We start from the raw sequence: 18809 nt of genomic DNA, 5'->3' as shown, positions 1-18809 counted from the left end.
AGATTACGCCTATTAGGCTTGCTTCCTCAACCAGTGAAGAATGGAATGATTAGATTTAGTTTTTGGCTTGAGCATTGCTTTCTCGCTACGAAGACGAGTCGTATCATAGGTATAACCTAACTTACGAAAATCAAGCAGGTCTGCGGCGGTAATAATTCTATTAGTTTTAGGCAGCATCGCGACTAAATCCGTATCGTTGAGATTTCCCGGTGTGGATTTACCGCCATCCCAAGGCCAAATTGGGTCTTTAATGTTATAGCCATAATCCATCCTGTTTTTAGGATAGAATTTTTCACCTGTATGTCCATTGTCTTGCCATTCTGCCCATAAACGGTCTACGTTGGAATGAGTTAACCAAAATGTCGGGTCATAGGGAGAACTAAGGATACTCATCATTGTTCCTAGGTTCCGAGCTTGGTTAGTGGGAAGGGCTGTTTTATTGTAATCTTTCAAAACCACTCCTCCAATCATTGCATGAGAAACTACATGAACTGCCCAATCTTCAATTATTTTGCTGTTCTTATCTAATCCAGTACCACCTCCTTCTAACACCAAAGAGAAAATTTCGTAGTCATCGAGATTCATCATGCGGTCGATGACTTCTTTGGGCATGGGATATTCGTTAAAGGGAGGGATTCTTAGAAATCGGATAATTTTTGACCCTAATGATGTAAAATTAATCGGCTCTATGTGGATATCTTCATTCACCGTCCAATCGTCAGCAAATGGCCCGGATTTAACAGGTCCTCCTTTAAAAGTACCTACTCCCGGAATATCCACTGTAACCCCTTCACCATTTCCCCCCATAAAATCATTACTAAGCATGGCATCTAAGGCTTTGGGGTCTGTCCAATCCCAGTACGGAATAGTAACGCTGGGATCTATTTTCTGCAAAGCATTTTCAAGGTCATCAAGTAGCTGCCGATGCCAAGGTAAAAATGCAGGATGACCGGGATGAGCGGGATTGTAACCTGCCGCTGGCCCTGAAGATTTAAAAGGTTTCTCGAATCCAGCAACCATAACGTGTTGTAGAACTAGTTTGTCAAAAACACTGAGTTTACTACCTTCGGGAATGGTATTTTTAACTTTTTTTAGAGCGTTGACAAATGCAGCTTTCTCCTGAGATGTTAAGTCCACAATACTCTTACGTACTGGAAGCTTCGCATCTGATTTTGCCTGGGGATAGACTGGAGCAGGAAGAGAAGCCTTTGGCATAGGGGTCATTTCATAAGGACCAGCATCCTGAATGCTTCCGGGTTGCGATACAGTCTTAGTATTATTAGAGGAATTGCTCCATTGCGAACTGAACACAACTACTGTAGCTGTAATTGCAAGTATAAGGACAAAGGCTAAAAGCGATAATTTTTTGATTTTTTTTAGATTTTGCACGGTACTGAGTGGGGTTAATTTTATATATTGAAGGGAATGGGGAATGGGGAATGGGTAATTGGTAATTGGTAGTTGGTAGTTGGTAATTATCACTTAAAATATATTAAACAAAACTCGCGATCGCGATTTAAATTTGTCTATTCCCCATTACCTATTACCTATTCACCATTACCCATTCTTAATCCCAATCTGGACTAAACCATAAATGAGCTTTTGCATCTAATTTCTTTTCTGTATAGGTTATTTCTATATGACTTACTTCCCTAACTAAAATACTTGATGCCCTATTTCCTAAAAAATCAGAAATCATTTTTAAATTAGTAGGCCAAGGTATGGGAGAATATTTTTCGTAAGATAATCCCGTCCAGTTTAAAAGTGCTGCATACTTTTTTGGAGTACATAATTTATTTTCAATGAGAAAATCGAATAAAGGTTGCCAATAACCATCTTTATATAAATTTTGATATATAAAACACTGTAAGCTGACTTGAGGTGCAACTGTAATTCCTAGTTCTATTTTTAAAACAATCGTATCTACAATTTCATTGAGAAACAAAGCTAATTTTTCAATTTCGACAATTGAACCCCTCCAGCCAATCCGAGTTAAATATTCGGAAATCGCTAAAGGAGACATACTGCTAATACTTAATTGGATAGAATCTAGTGGAGAAGGCTGCATTATTCCTAACTCCAGGATTTGCGCTCCGGCAGGTAATGCGGTTAAAGATAATTCTAAATTTCGTTGCAGATAAGCAGAAATAGTACGATTATTCAACGGTTCTACAACTTTTTTAATCAACCAAGTACAAAAGGTTTTAATATCTCCATTTAAACACTGCAAATCTCCTTCTTTCAAATTAAAAAAAATTGAAGGAATAGGAATTTCCGCATTTTTTTGACTCAATTCAAAATCTAAAAAAATGCTGCTAATTTCCTGGCTTAAACGCGACTGAGAACAATTACAATCCATACATAGCTGCTGAATGCGCTGCCATATACATTCGGAGCGCATTTTTGACGGTAATTTAATGGCATTGTCTAATGCATGAATAGAAAAATGAACTGTACTATTATCTTCACTCAAAGGACATTCTAAAAAAGCTCCCCATGTTGGCTTTAAAGTTTTAGAAATTTTTTTAATTCTAGCAATGGTGTTTAAACTAACTAGTTCGGCAGAAAGGTAAGGTGTAATAGCATTTAAATAGTCAACCAAATAGTCATACATTAAAATCGTTGTCTTCACTCTTGTAATTATACATATGGCAACACAACATAGAGTACTTTCTTGTCTTCTTGCAAAACTCTAATTTCTATGTCTACTGGTAGTTGAACGCCAAAATTTTGAGCAATAGCCATTTTCGGGTTTTCAATCAATTCTCTTTTGAAAGAAGTATTTTGAAAAGCCTTAGTAATTAATAATTCTTCAAATTTTCTGCGATTTTTGTTATTTAATATCATTCTCTAAAATTAAGATTCTCTAAAACTAAGCGATTAAGAAATCTGACACAAAAGCCAATCTAAACAAAACAAGCACAACCTATATTTCCCCACAAGTTGGAAAGACTACCAACATTATTCAGAGATACAGGTGAACTATTCGCGCTTCCACTTTGCAACGGAGAGCAACAGCCTATATGGGCGGGCATATGCGAGACTGTAGACATGGGTTTACTATTCTTATATCCTCCATAATGAATAACTGGAGACCAGTTAGGACTAACTGGTAACGGTGGTGGATTCAAATCTTTGAATTCTGCTTTCGCATAGACGGGTTTACCACCGACTATTGTTAAAACCGATTCTAAGCGTTTAATACTATCTTCTGGAATGGAAAAATAATCTTCTGAAAGCACTACTAAATCGGCTAATTGTCCTGGTACTATTGCACCTTTAACTCCTTCTTGAGTAGTAAACCAACCGGAATTAGCGGTATACATTCTCAAGGCTTCCATTCTATCGAAGCGATTTGCTTCAGAATATAGAGATGTACCACCGACTGTTTTACCGCTGACTAACCAGTAAATCCCAACCCAAGGATTGTAGCTAGCAACTCTCGTACCATCGGTACCCGCACTTACAGGTACTTGCATGTTCAATATTTTCTTGATGGGGGGAGTTCGTTGAGCTAGTTTTTCACCATAACGATTGAGAAAATATTCACCTTGATAAGCCATACGATGCTGAATCGCGATTCCACCACCCAAGGCTTTGACTCTCTCAATATTTTTGTCAGAGATAGTTTCGGCATGGTCTAAAATCCAATTCATTCCCTTGAGTGGAATATCCTGGTTTACTGTTTCGATAACATTCAAAAACCGAGTAATAGATTCATCGTAAGTCGCATGAAGTCGAAATGGCCATTTATTCTGAGCTAATAAACTCACCACCTCTTTTAAATTCTCTTCCATACTTTGTGGAAGATTCGGTCTGGGTTCGGTAAAATCTTCAAAGTCGGCAGCCGAATAAACGAGCATTTCTCCCGCACCGTTAACCCGGTAAAAATCATCTCCTTTTCCGGGAGTAGTTATTTTAGTCCATCGCTGAAAATCTTCTAATTCCTTACCGGGGTTTTGAGTAAATAGATTATAAGCAATGCGAACAGTCAGTTCTCCACTCTCATGCAATTTTTCAATAATTTGATAATCATCGGGATAATTTTGTCCGCCGCCACCAGCATCAATCACGCTAGTAATACCCAACCGATTCATCTCGCGCATATATTGACGAGTCGAATTAACTTGGTCATCGGGACTAAGTTGGGGACCTCTGGCAATACTAGCGTAGAGTATGGCAGCATTCGGTTGAGCAATTAACAACCCTGTCAAATTACCGTTACTATCCCGTTGAAATGTCGAACCTTCTGGAGCCTTTGAGTTCTTGTTATAACCAAGGGCACGTAAAGCAGCACGGTTCAAATATGCTCTGTTATACAGGTTGAGAATAAAAACCGGAACGTCGCCAGAAACAGCATTAATCTCATCTAAAGTCGGCATTCGACGCTCTGCAAACTGGAATTCCGACCACCCACCAATCACTCTTACCCATTGCGGCGCGGGGGTTCGCAAAGCCTGTTCCTTCAACATCCGCAATGCATCAGCCAGCGACGGAACACCATCCCACCGCAGTTCCATATTATAGTTAAGTCCGCCGCGAATCAGATGGGTATGAGTATCATTTATACCGGGAATTACCGTGCGCCCTCGTGCATCAATAATTTTGGTATTATCACTCCTGTATGCCATAACTTCCTTTTCCGTTCCCACAGCAAGAAAGCGTCCGTTACTTATAGCAACAGCTTTAGCCAAGGAGCGGGGGTTATCTTGGGTAGCAATATTACCGTTAGTTAAAATTAAATCTGCTTTCGTATTCTCGTCAACAGCAGCACTTTCAGGCTGACGGCAAGAACTTAAAAAATATGATGAGATTCCCGAAGCAGCAGCTAATTTAAGAAAATCTCTTCTAGAATGTCTACTATTCATCATCTTTAATTCCGAGATGATAATTGTTCCTTCGTAAATAATAAATGACAAAGGATATTTCTTTACATTGGCAACCCATAAGTTAAGCTATGGATATCATAAACTCTGACATCAGCTTCACCATCAACTAATTGAGAAAATTCTTTTAACAAAGGAGTTACATAGGGTTGTTTTAGATGTTCTACTAAAGCTTCTCTACTTTTCCATTCTTCAAAATATATGAACGAATTAGGAGTCCCTGCTTCTTCGTAGAAACTATAGCTAATATTTCCAACTTCCGCTCTGCTGGATTCTACACCTAAGTGCGCTAACTCTAAAAATCTCTCTCTTTTATCGGGCTTAATTTTGTATCTTCCTGATAAAACTATTGGTACTTCTACAGTATTTGTTTGTTGCTTCATTCTCGAATATTTGATTGATTTTAGGACTTTTCGATAAAAAAGGCAGAAGTTAATAATCGATGATTTAATCTACCTTTTCTACAATTGCGATCGCAATGGTAATTTTATAGATTTAGTTGGTAATTTTATGGATTTCAACTTCTATCAAACTACAAAGTTTTGTTAATCTGAAATCTGACATCATTCGCAAAAAATTCTGGATAAACCCAGTTTATATCCCTAAAAGCAAGCAAGAAATCGGGTTGATTAATTAGCTATCTGAGGGAAAGTGTTTCCAAGATTTAGGCGGCTTTTTATGGATTTGACGAAAATGCTTCACAAAATGTCCTGTGTCGGGATAACCTACAGCTTCCGCAATTTTACATACAGGTAATTCGGTTGATAATAATAAGCAACGAGCTTGGAACATGCGACGCTGAACAATCCATTGGTATAAAGTTTTACCAGTTAGACGACGTACTAAACTAGTTAAATATGAGGGCGTGTAACTAAAAGCTTTAGCTACATCGTTGAGGGTAATAGGCTGATAATAATTAACTTCAATGAAAGCAAATATTGCTCTTAATTGGGGATGTTCGGGAAATTGAAACTTTTCACCTTCGTGATGTTGGACATGGGGTTTAACGTTGTAAATTATCTCCGCAGGCTCATCTATTAAAAAATCTGGTTTTCTATAGGTATCTTGAGTTTCTAATTCCGAAAGCTGTTCGAGTATTTGCGATTCTAGTTGACGAACAATTTCTAATTCTTGAATTAACTGCTTTTTTGTAATCGTTGCATCTTTCATAGATGTTCCCCCTTCTATAAATACTTTTAATAAAAACCCTTTATCTAGTTATCTCGCTACTGGTAGCTCAACGTATACCGTAGTTCCTGTTGTCAAGTTTGATTGAATTAATAACTTACCTCCATGAGCTTGAACAATTCTTTCTACGATTGCCAAACCTAATCCTGTTCCATCAGGTTTAGTTGAATAAAAAGGTTGAGTTATTTTTGATAAACTAAAAGAAGAAATAGGAGTGCCACCGTTATTAATGCTAATACGCACGTAATTCATATTGGGATAACAAACTCGCCATTTGATTAATTCACCATTTCCAACTGCTTCACAAGCGTTGCGAAGAAGATTGATGAATATCTGTTTGAGTTTATCTGTATCTCCTAAAATATTTATAGGTTGTGGAAAAGGAATAAATTCTATAATTCTTCCTTTAGCTTGTGGCATTTGTTCGATGATAGCTAAAGATTTTTCAATCAAGCTATTAACATTTAGCTCGGATAATTGTAAATTATTCGGTTTTGAATAGAATAATATTTCTTGCAGTAAACGCTCTAATCTTTTTTGTTCGCTTGTTGATAACAACAAGCGTTCTTTTGCATTTTGTGGTAAATTCTCTACTTTACTAAAATATTCTAACCCCATTTTTACTATTGTCAATGAATTACGAATTTCATGAATAACTGATGCAGTAAATTCGCCTACTTTAGCAAGATGATTGTTTCTATCTAACTTGGCTTTTATAACATTTAATTCTTTTGTATGGTTAACTATTTTAGTTTGAATCATACTATTCATTGTTTGATGCTGTTGACTCAAACGATAATTATCTATTTTTGTTGCAGTTAATTCTGCAAACATTTCTAAAGTTAATATTTCCTCTTTTTTATAAGATAATAGCTGTTTACCTAAAGCGCAAATTCCCCCAACTATTTCGCCAGTTACAGTTTTTAATGGTATATATATATAATTATCGAAGGTTTTCTTGTATTCTCGCTTCTGCCTAGCGTATTTAATTGTTTTACTAATTATATTTTTATATCTACTAGCGTTATGTGTAGCTAAATTGCTAGCAATAATTTGTTCGGTATTTTCTTGACTAATAATAATTATTAACTGCGAACAATTAACTAAACTACTAACTTTGCAAGCAGTTTGATACAGATAACTACTCAACTCTTGACATTGATTGACTTTTAAGATATTTGCAGATGCTTTAACAAAAGTTTGCGTTAACTGCTGTTCTTGCTCAATTATGTTACTTTTCATCAATTTTCCTAGCTAAAATATCATTCAAATGCACTGCCCCGCTTTTTAACTAACGCTTTTATTTCTTCTCGTTCAAATTTTCTTGAGCTTAATATTAGTTAATGTTACAAATGATTGAGATTCTTTTTTCTATGCACTAATATTTTGTGTCATTAAAAAAAAATGGAGGGTAAAGATAAAGTAAAACTTAAGAGATAAGTTTGATCGGGGGCGAATATTTTTGCTTAGTGACTGCAAAATGGTGCGATCGCCTTTTCTACGAGCAAATGAAACTGTTTTCTTATTGTCAATCAATTGTCAATTATTGACAATAAGAAAATTGCTTACAATGTATAACTTTGGGTTGCAGCAAAAGTACGAAATAAATCAACAAGCTCAGAAGTTTTTTCGCTTTTCCATTTCAGCCCAACGGTACGACAGGTGTTAACGTCGGAGATGCCGACATATGTAATCCCAGATAAATTACTCCAAACAGGCATAAAGCTAATACCCAAGCCTTGTTGGATTAAATAAATTACCCATTCTTCTTGATTTGCTAAATAAACTGTTTGAGTTTTGATGCCAGCAGACTTATAAACTAAGGGGTTTTTACGCCAAAACTCGCAGTTAACTCTCTCTATATATGGCTGCCCATCTAACTCCGATATATTAATCTCTTTTCTTTGTGCGAAGGGATGAATTGAAGCAACAGCGAGTAATAGTTGCTGTTGAAATAATGGTACGGAAGAATCAGAATTCTCATCACTATCTAATACGGTCAAGATTAAATCAACTTCTCCTTGTTCGAGTAAATTGTTGAGATTATTTACATAACTATCCTTAAGTTCAATAGTTATATTTGGATGCAAAAATCTAAAAGCACTAACCAAGCTAGAAATAACCGAAATGCGTAAAGTACACACTACTCCCAATCTCAGGGTTGGATGTTGCTGAAAATCTTGAAGCGTATTAAGTGCTGATTGATATTCATTAATAATATTACGAGCTTTTTCTAAAAAAATTTTGCCTGCTGGGGTTAAAACTGCTCTTCTTCCACCTCTTTCAAATAATATTACCCCCAATTCTTGTTCTAATTTTTTAATCCCTGCCGATAAAGATGGCTGCGAAACAAACAAGAGTTCTGCGGCTTTGGTAAACCCCTGTGTTTCAACAATAGCTAGAAAATACCGAAGTTGAGATAAATCCATTGATAGAGAACAACTATGACTTCAATCGTAAAAATCGTCTTGCAATATCACTTATTTTTATTTACTTTATCAGGAAGAAGGTAAGAAAATTTAATCGGTAATAGTTAATGATTAATATTTAAAAATAAAGGGATAAATTTACCCTGGTATGAAATTAAACCGCTATTTATGTTGTGTTTTTATAATCAGTTTAACTTTTAAGTTGTGTTTGAGCAATTTTTCCGCTGTTGCAATTCCGTTAAAAATATCTGTAAAACAGGAAATTAAACTCGTTAGTCAAGATTTATGTTTAAATTTACGAGATAGTTTTCAAAAACTAACAATACAGAATGTCCAACAATACCAAAATACGGGGAAAATTATAAAACAAGTAAATTTCACATCAAATTTTGTTGACAAATTAAGATTAATTGGATTACGCAAAAAATTAGGTGAAGATTGCAAGTTATACGCAACGAATAAAGATTTTTTTTTAGATAATCGAGATACGGCTATATTTAGGTCGATGATGCTAAAAAATGGAATTGCAATTACTCTAATGTTGTATGATGCAGACTCAATTAAGTTAAAAATTCATTGGGTGCCAATTCCCGAAAAAGTAGCGACAAAAACAGTTAATGAGTTAAGAAGAAGTTTAGAAACACTTTCAGATAGGCAAGAAAGCTATAAAGAAAAAGCGCAGGAAGTTTATAACTGGTTTATTCTTCCTTTTACTAAGGAGTTGCAACACATCAAAACTTTGGTATTTATCCAGAATAGAATTTTGTGGACTATTCCAATGGCAAGTTTATATGATGGAAAACACTTTTTAGTTGAAAAATACGCGATTGCTCATACACCCAGTTTATCTTTAACTAATCCCCATAATTTGAATAGTGAAAATATCAAAATACTAGCTTTTGGATTAACTAGCTCTAGTGCTATAGATAAACAAACCTTCTTTCCACCTTTAAGTGGAGTCAAAGCTGAGATAGAAGGAATTAGAAAATTAATACCGCACAAAAAGATATTTTTAAATAAACGTTTTACTACTCATAATTTAAGCCAACAACTTAAAAAATATCAACCGAACATTCTCCACTTAGCAAGCCACGCTAGATTTAGCTATGACTCACAGCAACCATTTCTAGTTACCGGAGAAGAAAAAATCACCGTAAACAAGAACCCAAGTATAATTAATTTCAAAAGGAAACAAGCAGTAAGAAAATATAACAAAATTCTTAAGTTAAGACAACTTTACCAAATTATTAGAAAGACTCAAATCAATCACAATCAATTTTTAGAATTGCTAACGCTGACTGGGTGTCAAACAGCAATAGGGCGCAAAAGGGATGCAATATTAATTGCTAGTCTATCTCTGCAATCTAAGGTAAAAAGCACGGTTGCCTCTTTATGGAATATTGACGATGCAGCAACAGCGAGCTTAATTGTTGATTTTTATAAAAATCTGCTAGCGGGAATGAGTAAAGCCGAAGCTTTACAAGCAGCACAAAAAAAATGGCTTGTCCGAAATTCAGCAGCACCTTACTCTCATCCAGGTTACTGGGCACCTTTCATATTAGTCGGTGATTGGCTATGAGATTGGTAGTGCATCAATTTTGACGGGTAATAATGGGGAGGGGGAAGAGGGGGAAGATTAATTTTGATAGATTGTTATTTAGTTCTTAGTTGCGTCTAAGCGCTCATAATTAATAACTCGTTGACTAATTTTCCAAAATTGGAAATTAATTTTCCATCAAGGTCAATGACTCAAGAGTTAGTTATTGCGATGATACAAACCAGCAGAGAAATACCGGGCGCTAGTCAAGTGGTACAGAATAAATAAAGTCCCCTGGGTTATCGCGCTTTATAAATTTTTCTATAGGTTGACAAGAGAAATTCGACAGCTACTTTAAACTGGAGAAGCATCGCAAAATCATAAATTGCGTTTAAAGTGAATTAATTGCTACTAGCAAAGATTGATACAATAGCAGTTTTAATTCACACTCGTAGCGTAAAATCATATTCCATATATGCTTCTCCTTCCTTAAGAAGGAAATCAAGAATATGAAGAATGCAACTGTAATTAGACACATACCGTTTGAGGATTTAGGTACTATTGAACCGGTTCTGAATCAACAAGGATATGTAGTCAAATACTTTGATGCTGGACTCGATAATATAGCCCAAATAGAACCGGATAAGCCAGATATTTTGGTTGTATTGGGAGGACCAATAGGAGTCTACGAAGAGCAAGATTATCCTTTCTTAACTGATGAAATACGCTTGTTGGAAAAGCGTTTGCAGGCAGATTTACCAACATTAGGAATTTGTTTGGGCGCTCAAATTATAGCTCGTGCATTGGGAGCCAAAGTATACCCTGGAGGGCAAAAGGAAATCGGTTGGTCACAAATCAAACTGTCTGAAGCCGGGAAGAATTCAGCTTTGGTTCATTTATTAACAGATGATACTCCGGTTTTGCACTGGCATGGAGACACTTTTGATTTACCCATAGGTTCTACTCTTTTAGCTTCTAGTAACCTTTACCCTAATCAAGGATTTTCTTGGGGAAAGTCTTGTTTAGCACTACAATTTCATCCAGAAGTAACAGCATTAAATCTAGAACGCTGGTTTATTGGTCATGCTTGCGAAATTAATGCTACACCCAATATTAATGTAGCGAAATTAAGAAAAGATACAGCACTTTATGCTGATAAATTAGCATCACAAGCTAATAAAATTTGGCTTGATTACTTAGAATCAATTCAACCTTCTCAAATACCAGCAAGTTTAATTTAACAATTGGGCAAATATAGCGGATTTCACTTGAGTCAAAAAGATTGTATTGGGATAAGTATTCCTACCTGTACTAATTCTAGCAATTTTCTTTGTATTGTATTCAACTGAAAACCGAAGACAGAATTTCAGCTTGATAGTGAAAAAATTCTTCTCATTATCAATCGTAGAGTTTGTGTAATTTGATTGCACCATGTTCAACTTTCATTGAATCCCAGATCAACTTAGTAAAGGAATTCTATAAATGCAACTCGAAACAAATCCAAGAACAAAGAAAAAAAATACCCCACATGCATCTCAAAGTCCATTTGAAAATTGGGATAACATTAGCTGGATTCGTAGCAGACCTATAAGACAAGGAGAAATTTCTGGTTTACCTTTTTCTCCCGATTTAATGCCATTGGCTTCCCATCCTGCAATTGCTTCGGATTCAGAGCGCTGGTTGCAAGTTTTGGCTTATAAGTTATTGGGATATCTGAAGTTCACTACCTTACTAGAACTCAATTATGTTAATCCGATAACGGCAGCCTTGGCAGCAGGCAGAGCGCCATTTAAGGTAACTGCCCAGCAACGAAGCGATGCTCTGCGGGTTTACTGTGACGAAGCCGGACATGCTCTGTTTACAGAAGAACTTACAACGCAAGTTCAGAAGAAATTTGGATTGCATCAATCTATGCTCGGTCGTCCCCGGATGGAGTTGGTGTTAGAGAAAATTTTGGAAGAGAATAAGACTGAACTTTCTCCTCATTTAATCAAGTTGTTTTTTGTTGCTATTTCCGAAACTCTGATTAGCAGATATCTCAACAGTCTACCCCATGACGAAAAAGTAGACCCATTAGTCAGACAAGTTGTTGCGGATCATGCCGATGATGAAGTAAGACACAACATCTACTACCGCAATATCTTTCCTATTTTATGGGATAGTCTCACCTGCTATGAAAAAGAAGAAGTTGGCAAGTTATTACCCAAGCTTGTATGTGCTTTCCTTGGACCAGATAAAGATTTTGAATATCGCGTGCTAAGACAAATCGGATTTAAGCAGGCTGATGCTAAAGGTATTTTAGAAGAGACTTATATTCCAAGTGAAGTCGCAAAATCGGTGAAGAATGCAGCGGCTCCGACTCTGAAAATGTTCAGGGATGCAGGAATCTTTAATATTGCAGCCGTTGAACAAGTATTTGCGGACTACGACTATATATAAGTAACGTGTAATAGGTAATAGGCGAAAAATAATTATTATTGTTTTCTGTTTTCTATTACCTATTTCCTACTCCCAAGCGATTAAATAAATCGAACTATTTTGTAAACTTTCAAGTTCGGAAGGTTTTGTTGCGACTTTATCCAAGAGTGAATTTTTTAGCTGCTTTGTTGCTTTTTTTTGCACAAAATCTGATTTATTCACCATTAAAATCGTCATTAAAGCATCATAATCGAAACCAGTTTTAGCATATAGCTTTGCTTGCTTGCTTTGACTAACTGCTTCTCTTAATTGATTCTTGAACTCTGGTTTTACAGAAATTACTTGAAGCTCTGCTTCTGCAAATAAATTACCAGAGGGATGACGGCGATCGCAAATTAATTCAACTTGCCACAGATACTTTCCACCCTCCTTGAGTATAACATTTTTAGGCATTGGTAGTACCATTATTCCGGATTTACTCTGAAAATTTTTATCTTCAATTTCCTTAATCAAGCTGTATTTTTTAGTTGTAATATTTTCTTCGTACAGCCTAAATTGTACTTGACGGGGTTTTGAGTCGCGTATAAACCATGCAAAACTGGGGTTGCTTGAAGTTGTACGAACTAAGTCTTGATTGGGAGCAAGTAAAATAATTCCTGGTGGAGCATTTTCTACAATCGGTTCATCGTTACTGCAACCTCTTGAACCTGCCGATCTACCATTTGTCCTTGGTGGAGGTTCATCAAGATTTCTTTGATTGCTTAAAGCCAATGTTGGAACAAGCAACCACGATAGACATATTGATAATATAAAACTTATTGATGTTTGCCTGTATCCCATCATAATTTATATTTGTAGTAAAAATACTCTATGTAATTATTGCGCCTAAAAGTACTTATACATGATTCAAATTGATACAGCCCTAATTGTGTCATGGGAAAATTATATTTGAAAATAACTAGCATAAGTCGGCGTAAATAAGGCAACCATTAAAAATGGCTGAAAAGCCTAGAAAATCAAACTTCTTACTTCTTACTTCCGCGAAGCGGTACTAGCCTAATTACAAGCAGATTTTACTCTTAAATTATATTAACCTATAAAATTTGCACTTCAATATCTGCTAATTTCCACATAACTTAATACTTAATTAAGATTTAATACAGTTATTCGCCAGCGCGATAATAATTTGAGAAAAAAGAAAAACTCAATAATTGTCAACACATATTTTTCAAACAATCATGACAGAACAATTGGATTCAATTAAACAAAAAATTCTAATTGTTGATGACCATGAAGCGATACTGGAAGGTACTATTCCAGCATTGCGGACAAAGTACCCTATAGCTGAAATTTTTACAGCCAAAGATTCGCAGACTGCGGAAAAATTACTTGAGCAATATCATTTTGATTTAGTAGTAGTTGATTTGAGCTTACCTAGAAAGCCGGATGATTTTGCCAAAGTTGAAGTAGGAATGCATTTACTTGCAAATTTAATGCAAAGTAACGATGCGCCAAACATTGTCGTATTAAGTACAAATATTAAGCCTTTAGTCAGAATTAAACGTATTGTTAATACTTATGAAGGAGGATTTGCTGCAATGGATAAATCTTTACCGTTAACAGAAATGTTGAAATTTGTTGATATTGCTCAAAGAGGGTCAATTTATTTACCAAAAGAAGTGCGATCGCGCCCAGAATTCGACCGTAAATGGCTGGAGGTATTGACTTTAAAATACCAAGAAGGGCTATCGGATAAGGCAATTGCGAAACGAATGAGCATTACAGATCGCACGGTGCGTAATTATTGGATTAGAATTCAAGATGCATTGGGTGTTTTTGATAGTCCCGATAAGGATTTGCGAGTGCAAATAGAAATTGCAGCTAGAAAAGCAGGGTTAATTAGTAATTAGTTGTTAATTATTAGTTTACATATTTATTAGTAATTATTAACAGACGGGATAATTTTTCGGTTAGGACTTACGCAACCGGCACATTTTTTTGTAGGGGAGGCAAAAAGCGGTGTAGATTCTCTTCTCGCTTTATTGCCGTTGCTGTGACACTTTGATTAATGAAGGAACGTATTAATAATGTTTTGAGTGTCACGCACCAACCGGGCTATGGTTTGGAGGCAGAGCCGAGCGCTAATAGGAATGGTACCGTAGGGTTAGTTATACTCCAATACGGTTCAGCTAAGATAAATCGTAGGTTGGGTTGAACGAAGTGAAACCCAACAAACAGTTGATAATGTTGGGTTGTGCCTTCGGCACACCTGCGGTGAACGTTCCTAAACCCAACCTACACTATTTCTAATTTTTAGGCTTAAGCGAACCGTATTGAGTTATACTCCACATCTTAAATTAGTAGCTCTATTCACGGTTGATTGCTGATTTGACAACAAGATATTTACGCTGCATCCTGCGGCTTATTGCTGCTTCGCTAATAAGACTTACGCAACAGATAAACTATTGTTAAATATAAATCAGCAATAAAGCAAAATTGGGATAAAATTTTGAAAATTGTGAATTAATAATGGGCATTAAAATAAAATCTAAAACCACTCCTACTTCTATTTTTAATCAAAAGACAATTTACGCTAAAAGTTGCAAACCAGTCTTTAAAATGTCTCCATCAACTTTCCGCAAAATATAATATTAAATTGACCGAGAATGGTGTTAGTAAATCTTTGGTGGAAAGTTAGACAGCAGGCAAAATTGACTCGTGAAGTCATTTTACCAGGTTCGATAATTGTAGGATTAATTTTAATAATTCGATTAACGGGGTTTTTGCAACTATATGAATGGATGTCACTTGATTATTTTTCTCGTAATTGTCCTTCAAGTAATGTAGCACCAAGAATTACTATTGTCAGCATTGATGAAAATGATTTAAGGATGTTTGGGGGTTTCCCCTTACCTGACGATAAATTAGCCAAAGCGTTGCAAATAGTAAATGAATATAAACCCAGAGTTATTGGTATTGATATATTCCGAGATTTACCAGTAGGAAACAATCAAAATCTACTTATTCAAGCTTTTCAAAAAATACCTAATATAGTCGGAATAGAAGTAGCTTTAAATGAAAAAGAAACGCTAAATGTAAAACCACCTCCAGCATTACCTCCCGAAAGAATCGGATTTGCTGATGTATTAATTGACGAAGACGGTAAATTTCGTCGCAGCCTTTTAGCTAGTAGGGATTGGAATGGAGAATTAAAATACTCGTTTGTAACTCAATTAGCAAGAGTTTATTTATCGTCTCGGGGTTTAAATTTTGAGCATGGGAATAGAGTTAAAAATCCGATCAAGTTTGATTCTGTTGAAATACCTGCACTGAAAGCAAATACTGGGGGTTACGTCAATGTTGATGCGAACGGAAATCAAATGCTGGTTAATTTCTGCTCCAGTCAGAAACCACTTACATACATACATTTAAGAGATATTATTCAAAGAAAATTTTCTCCCGAATTAATTAAAAATCGTGCCGTAATTTTTGGTGTCACTGCTGCGAGTGTAAAAGACACTTTAATTACTTCTGCCCTCAAACATACTTTATTTTCTCAAATTTCGGGGCAGTCAGAATCAATGCCCAATCAAATTATATACGGTGTAGAAGCTCACGCTCATGCTTTAAGACAAATTTTATCTACCGTTTTGGATAAACCCAAATTGTTAAAAACATGGTCGAACTTTTGGGAGTATGTGTGGATTGTAATTTGGGGGATAATTGGAGTTATCTTAAGCGTCATTCTGCAATCTCCTTGGAAAAGCCTAGTAAGCATTGCAATTATCTGTATTAAGCACACTATTCTATTTTACTTATTATTAATTTGGGGTTGGTGGATTCCATTTATCCCTACTTGCTTAGTTTTTTCTTTAGCAGGATTAACTACGTCATTTTTTGATAGAGGTTTAAGAGCAGAACTCAAACAGCGTCGCGACACTATCGAACGCACTTATGAAGAAGTTCATAACGGACCGCTACAGAGTTTAGCAGTAATTCTTAGAAGTAGTCAAGAAGATTTACCTATAGAAATATTAAGAGAAGAACTACAAAATTTAAACAAGGAACTAAGAAATATTTTTGAATACTTGCAACAAGAAGCAATGAATCAAACTAACAGCTTGTATTTACAGGATAGTTTATTTATTGATTTACAAAATCCAATTTCCGAGCTTCTGTATCAAGTATACGACCAAACTCTAAATCAACAACTTCCCGGCTTTAGCAGTTTACAAACTTTTATTTCTCCTATTTTTGATTGTTACGATGATAAGCATTTAAATATAGAAGAAAAACGCGGTTTATGTTTGTTTCTTCAAGAAGCTTTATACAATGTAGGTAAACATGCTAAAAACGCTACTCGTTTAGATGTCTATTGTTCGTACAGAGGAAACTTATATTCTCTGAGAATTACGGACAATGGTGAGACGAGCTTCAATCAACAGCAATTTTTACGTCAAGGGCAAGGAACTCGCCAAGCAAAAGCAATTGCAAACCGTCTTAGAGGAAAATTTAGAAGGCGACAAAATACTCCTCAAGGAACCATCTGTGAGTTAATTTGGCCTAGGAAGAGATGGCTTTGGTAATTGGTGATTGGTGATTGGGATATCTATATTTTGAGCACATGATGCCAAGGTTGCTTCCTTCTGTTTTCTGAAATTTTGCACCAATCGCTTTATTTGCGAATTTTGCTGATTTGATAATCAGATATTCATGCTGCAACCTACAACCCATAAGGGTTTCACTCGTTCCACAGGCTTTTATAGGATGATTTTCGCTTCTTGAAAATGATGGAGATTATGAATGAAAGATACTAAATAAAAAGTTTTGTTAATAAAAATTTAATTATTATACAATATATTAAATAAATTTCGACCTAGTTTTCCAAAATTGGAAATTAACTTGCCGATTTATACAATGACTCGGAAGTCAATTATTTGCCATGATACTGAACAACAGGCAAGTAACAGGCGGCAGTAAAATGGTACAGGTTAATTCGAGTTCCAAACGTTATCGTGGCTTTGTTCTTACTGACGAGGGGCTGCAAAAACTGAATAACTGCATTCAACAGTTGGAAGCTAAAACTAGAATGCGCTGCTCTGCTAGCGCTATTGCTCGAAAAGTTCAGTTAGTGGAATCGGATGGTATTCATCCTATTACAGTCAGAAAAATCCTCCAGTGCCAAACTGGTGTTGATTTTCGCTCGATTAACCATGTTTTTCACGCCCTACAGCTGCCTTTAAATGAAGGTGATTACGCTCATGCAGATTTATGTAAATTGAATAAATCGAAATGGACTAGCGTTTCATCTTCTAATTACAGCAATATTCCAGATATATCAAACTTTTACGGGCGTAGTGAAGAATTACGATTGCTTGAAAACAAAATTATTCTCGATCGCGCTAAGGTTGTGGCTTTGTTTGGTATGTTAGGAGTCGGTAAAACTGCCACAGCGATAAAATTTGCACATACAGTTAAGCATCGATTTGAATTTGTAATTTGGAAGTCGTTACGTCAAGCTTCTACCCTTGAAGAAATATTAGTTAGCATACTTCGTAAATTTGCTGGGAAAAACAAGGATAACAATAGGTTGCCAACTAGTTTAGGTGCTTTGATAGATTTACTCTTAGAAAAACTTGAAAATCATCGCTGTTTGTTGATTCTTGATGGTTTGGAAACAGTCACGGATCAACATCATGAAGAAAGTACAGCTTATAGCGATTTTTTACAAATATTATTGGAAAATAAACATCAAAGCACTGTTATCGTAACCAGTCGAGAAAAGCATAGCAGAATCGGAATATTAGAGCATATTGGTTTACAGTCAATCAAGCTTAATAGCTTGCAGCTTAATGATGTCAAACAAATATTTGATCGGCGGGGAAGTTATCTGGGTTCAAGAGAGGATTGGTGTAATTTAGTTAAATACTATGGCGGTAATCCATTAGCTTTAAAAATGGCTGCAAATCTAATTCATAAATATTTTCTCGGAAACATTACCCAATATTTAGAAGATTTGATGGCAAACAGATTTATTTTGAGCGATTTTCAAAATTTGCTGATAGAAGAATTTAAAAATTTATCAGCTTCAGAAAAATCTGTAATGCAAAAATTAGCAAGTTATTCTCACGAAGTCTCGTTATCGCAACTTAATCAGGATTTAAGAGATTCAAAAGTCAAACCATACTTACTAGATATACTAGATTCACTAAGTTGCCGCGCGCTGATCGAACAACACAAAGCTTATTTTAAACTTCAACCATTTGTAGCGGAATGCATTCATAATATAGATTAACTGCAATATCTACAATGCTATTCCCAAATTTCTAGCTAGTTAGCAGCAAGGAAAGA

At 35.7% G+C, this 18809-nt stretch carries 15 protein-coding genes; 6 read left to right on the top strand and 9 right to left on the bottom strand.

Translation table 11 applies throughout. The features are described 5' to 3' along the window. Positions 1-12: 12 nt before the first annotated feature. From RIV7116_RS23175 to RIV7116_RS23140, 8 genes are all read right to left on the bottom strand, one after another. Complete coding sequence (locus RIV7116_RS23175; protein WP_015120756.1) at positions 13-1389, bottom strand: tyrosinase family protein; 1377 nt, start codon at positions 1387-1389, stop codon at positions 13-15. Between the two features lie 178 nt (positions 1390-1567). Further along, entirely contained in the window at positions 1568-2632 is a 1065-nt protein-coding gene (locus RIV7116_RS23170; RefSeq protein ID WP_157229314.1) for a hypothetical protein, read from the bottom strand. Between the two features lie 8 nt (positions 2633-2640). Beyond that, positions 2641-2847, bottom strand: a complete 207-nt coding sequence (locus RIV7116_RS23165) for an NHLP leader peptide family RiPP precursor (protein ID WP_015120754.1) — start codon at positions 2845-2847, stop codon at positions 2641-2643. A gap of 59 nt (positions 2848-2906) precedes the next feature. Further along, positions 2907-4871 carry an amidohydrolase gene (locus RIV7116_RS23160; protein WP_015120753.1) on the bottom strand — a complete coding sequence of 655 codons (1965 nt, stop codon included), beginning with the start codon at positions 4869-4871 and terminating at the stop codon, positions 2907-2909. A gap of 59 nt (positions 4872-4930) precedes the next feature. Beyond that, positions 4931-5269 (bottom strand): putative quinol monooxygenase, encoded by a 339-nt coding sequence (locus RIV7116_RS23155; protein WP_015120752.1) that lies wholly within the window; start codon positions 5267-5269, stop codon positions 4931-4933. A 250-nt stretch (positions 5270-5519) separates the two neighbouring features. After that, positions 5520-6056, bottom strand: coding sequence for a helix-turn-helix transcriptional regulator (locus RIV7116_RS23150; RefSeq protein ID WP_015120751.1), 537 nt, complete (start codon positions 6054-6056; stop codon positions 5520-5522). Positions 6057-6104: 48 nt separating this feature from the next. Next, positions 6105-7316: a PAS domain-containing sensor histidine kinase gene (locus tag RIV7116_RS23145; protein WP_015120750.1), complete on the bottom strand. Its 1212-nt coding sequence runs from the start codon at positions 7314-7316 to the stop codon at positions 6105-6107. A gap of 323 nt (positions 7317-7639) precedes the next feature. Next, entirely contained in the window at positions 7640-8503 is an 864-nt protein-coding gene (locus tag RIV7116_RS23140; RefSeq protein ID WP_015120749.1) for a LysR family transcriptional regulator, read from the bottom strand. Between the two features lie 208 nt (positions 8504-8711). Here RIV7116_RS23140 and RIV7116_RS23135 point away from each other — a divergent pair, with 208 nt between their 5' ends. The 3 genes from RIV7116_RS23135 (at position 8712) to RIV7116_RS23125 (ending at position 12479) form a co-directional block, all read left to right on the top strand. Next, positions 8712-10082 carry a CHAT domain-containing protein gene (locus tag RIV7116_RS23135; protein WP_157229313.1) on the top strand — a complete coding sequence of 457 codons (1371 nt, stop codon included), beginning with the start codon at positions 8712-8714 and terminating at the stop codon, positions 10080-10082. A gap of 467 nt (positions 10083-10549) precedes the next feature. After that, the gene (locus tag RIV7116_RS23130; protein ID WP_015120747.1) at positions 10550-11281 is read left to right on the top strand and encodes a glutamine amidotransferase; all 732 of its coding nucleotides are present in this window, start codon (positions 10550-10552) and stop codon (positions 11279-11281) included. 241 nt (positions 11282-11522) lie between these two features. After that, positions 11523-12479 (top strand): diiron oxygenase, encoded by a 957-nt coding sequence (locus RIV7116_RS23125; RefSeq protein WP_015120746.1) that lies wholly within the window; start codon positions 11523-11525, stop codon positions 12477-12479. A 66-nt stretch (positions 12480-12545) separates the two neighbouring features. Here RIV7116_RS23125 and RIV7116_RS23120 read toward each other — a convergent pair whose 3' ends face one another. Next, complete coding sequence (locus RIV7116_RS23120) at positions 12546-13301, bottom strand: DUF928 domain-containing protein (protein WP_015120745.1); 756 nt, start codon at positions 13299-13301, stop codon at positions 12546-12548. A 395-nt stretch (positions 13302-13696) separates the two neighbouring features. Between RIV7116_RS23120 and RIV7116_RS23115 the strand changes: the two genes are divergently transcribed. The 3 genes from RIV7116_RS23115 to RIV7116_RS23105 all read left to right on the top strand — a co-directional run bounded on the left by RIV7116_RS23115 (position 13697) and on the right by RIV7116_RS23105 (position 18753). Then, on the top strand, positions 13697-14368 hold the full coding sequence (locus RIV7116_RS23115; protein WP_015120744.1) for a response regulator transcription factor: 672 nt from the start codon (positions 13697-13699) through the stop codon (positions 14366-14368). A gap of 756 nt (positions 14369-15124) precedes the next feature. Continuing rightward, positions 15125-17044 carry a CHASE2 domain-containing protein gene (locus RIV7116_RS23110; RefSeq protein ID WP_015120743.1) on the top strand — a complete coding sequence of 640 codons (1920 nt, stop codon included), beginning with the start codon at positions 15125-15127 and terminating at the stop codon, positions 17042-17044. Positions 17045-17400: 356 nt separating this feature from the next. Then, positions 17401-18753, top strand: a complete 1353-nt coding sequence (locus RIV7116_RS23105) for an NB-ARC domain-containing protein (RefSeq protein ID WP_083894090.1) — start codon at positions 17401-17403, stop codon at positions 18751-18753. The last annotated feature ends 56 nt before the right edge of the window (positions 18754-18809 follow it).

It is taken from the genome of Rivularia sp. PCC 7116 (assembly GCF_000316665.1).
GTDB lineage: Bacteria > Cyanobacteriota > Cyanobacteriia > Cyanobacteriales > Nostocaceae > Rivularia.
The sequence above is the reverse complement of the archived record's forward strand: the minus strand, read 5'-3'. Positions and strand labels throughout refer to the sequence as shown.

Coding starts and splice junctions, on each gene's coding strand:
- RIV7116_RS23165 (WP_015120754.1), bottom strand. CDS start 2,847: ATGATATTAAATAACAAAAATCGCAGAAAATTTGAAGAATTATTAATT.
- RIV7116_RS23160 (WP_015120753.1), bottom strand. CDS start 4,871: ATGATGAATAGTAGACATTCTAGAAGAGATTTTCTTAAATTAGCTGCT.
- RIV7116_RS23155 (WP_015120752.1), bottom strand. CDS start 5,269: ATGAAGCAACAAACAAATACTGTAGAAGTACCAATAGTTTTATCAGGA.
- RIV7116_RS23150 (WP_015120751.1), bottom strand. CDS start 6,056: ATGAAAGATGCAACGATTACAAAAAAGCAGTTAATTCAAGAATTAGAA.
- RIV7116_RS23145 (WP_015120750.1), bottom strand. CDS start 7,316: ATGAAAAGTAACATAATTGAGCAAGAACAGCAGTTAACGCAAACTTTT.
- RIV7116_RS23140 (WP_015120749.1), bottom strand. CDS start 8,503: ATGGATTTATCTCAACTTCGGTATTTTCTAGCTATTGTTGAAACACAG.
- RIV7116_RS23130 (WP_015120747.1), top strand. CDS start 10,550: ATGAAGAATGCAACTGTAATTAGACACATACCGTTTGAGGATTTAGGT.
- RIV7116_RS23125 (WP_015120746.1), top strand. CDS start 11,523: ATGCAACTCGAAACAAATCCAAGAACAAAGAAAAAAAATACCCCACAT.
- RIV7116_RS23120 (WP_015120745.1), bottom strand. CDS start 13,301: ATGATGGGATACAGGCAAACATCAATAAGTTTTATATTATCAATATGT.
- RIV7116_RS23115 (WP_015120744.1), top strand. CDS start 13,697: ATGACAGAACAATTGGATTCAATTAAACAAAAAATTCTAATTGTTGAT.
- RIV7116_RS23110 (WP_015120743.1), top strand. CDS start 15,125: ATGGTGTTAGTAAATCTTTGGTGGAAAGTTAGACAGCAGGCAAAATTG.
- RIV7116_RS23105 (WP_083894090.1), top strand. CDS start 17,401: ATGATACTGAACAACAGGCAAGTAACAGGCGGCAGTAAAATGGTACAG.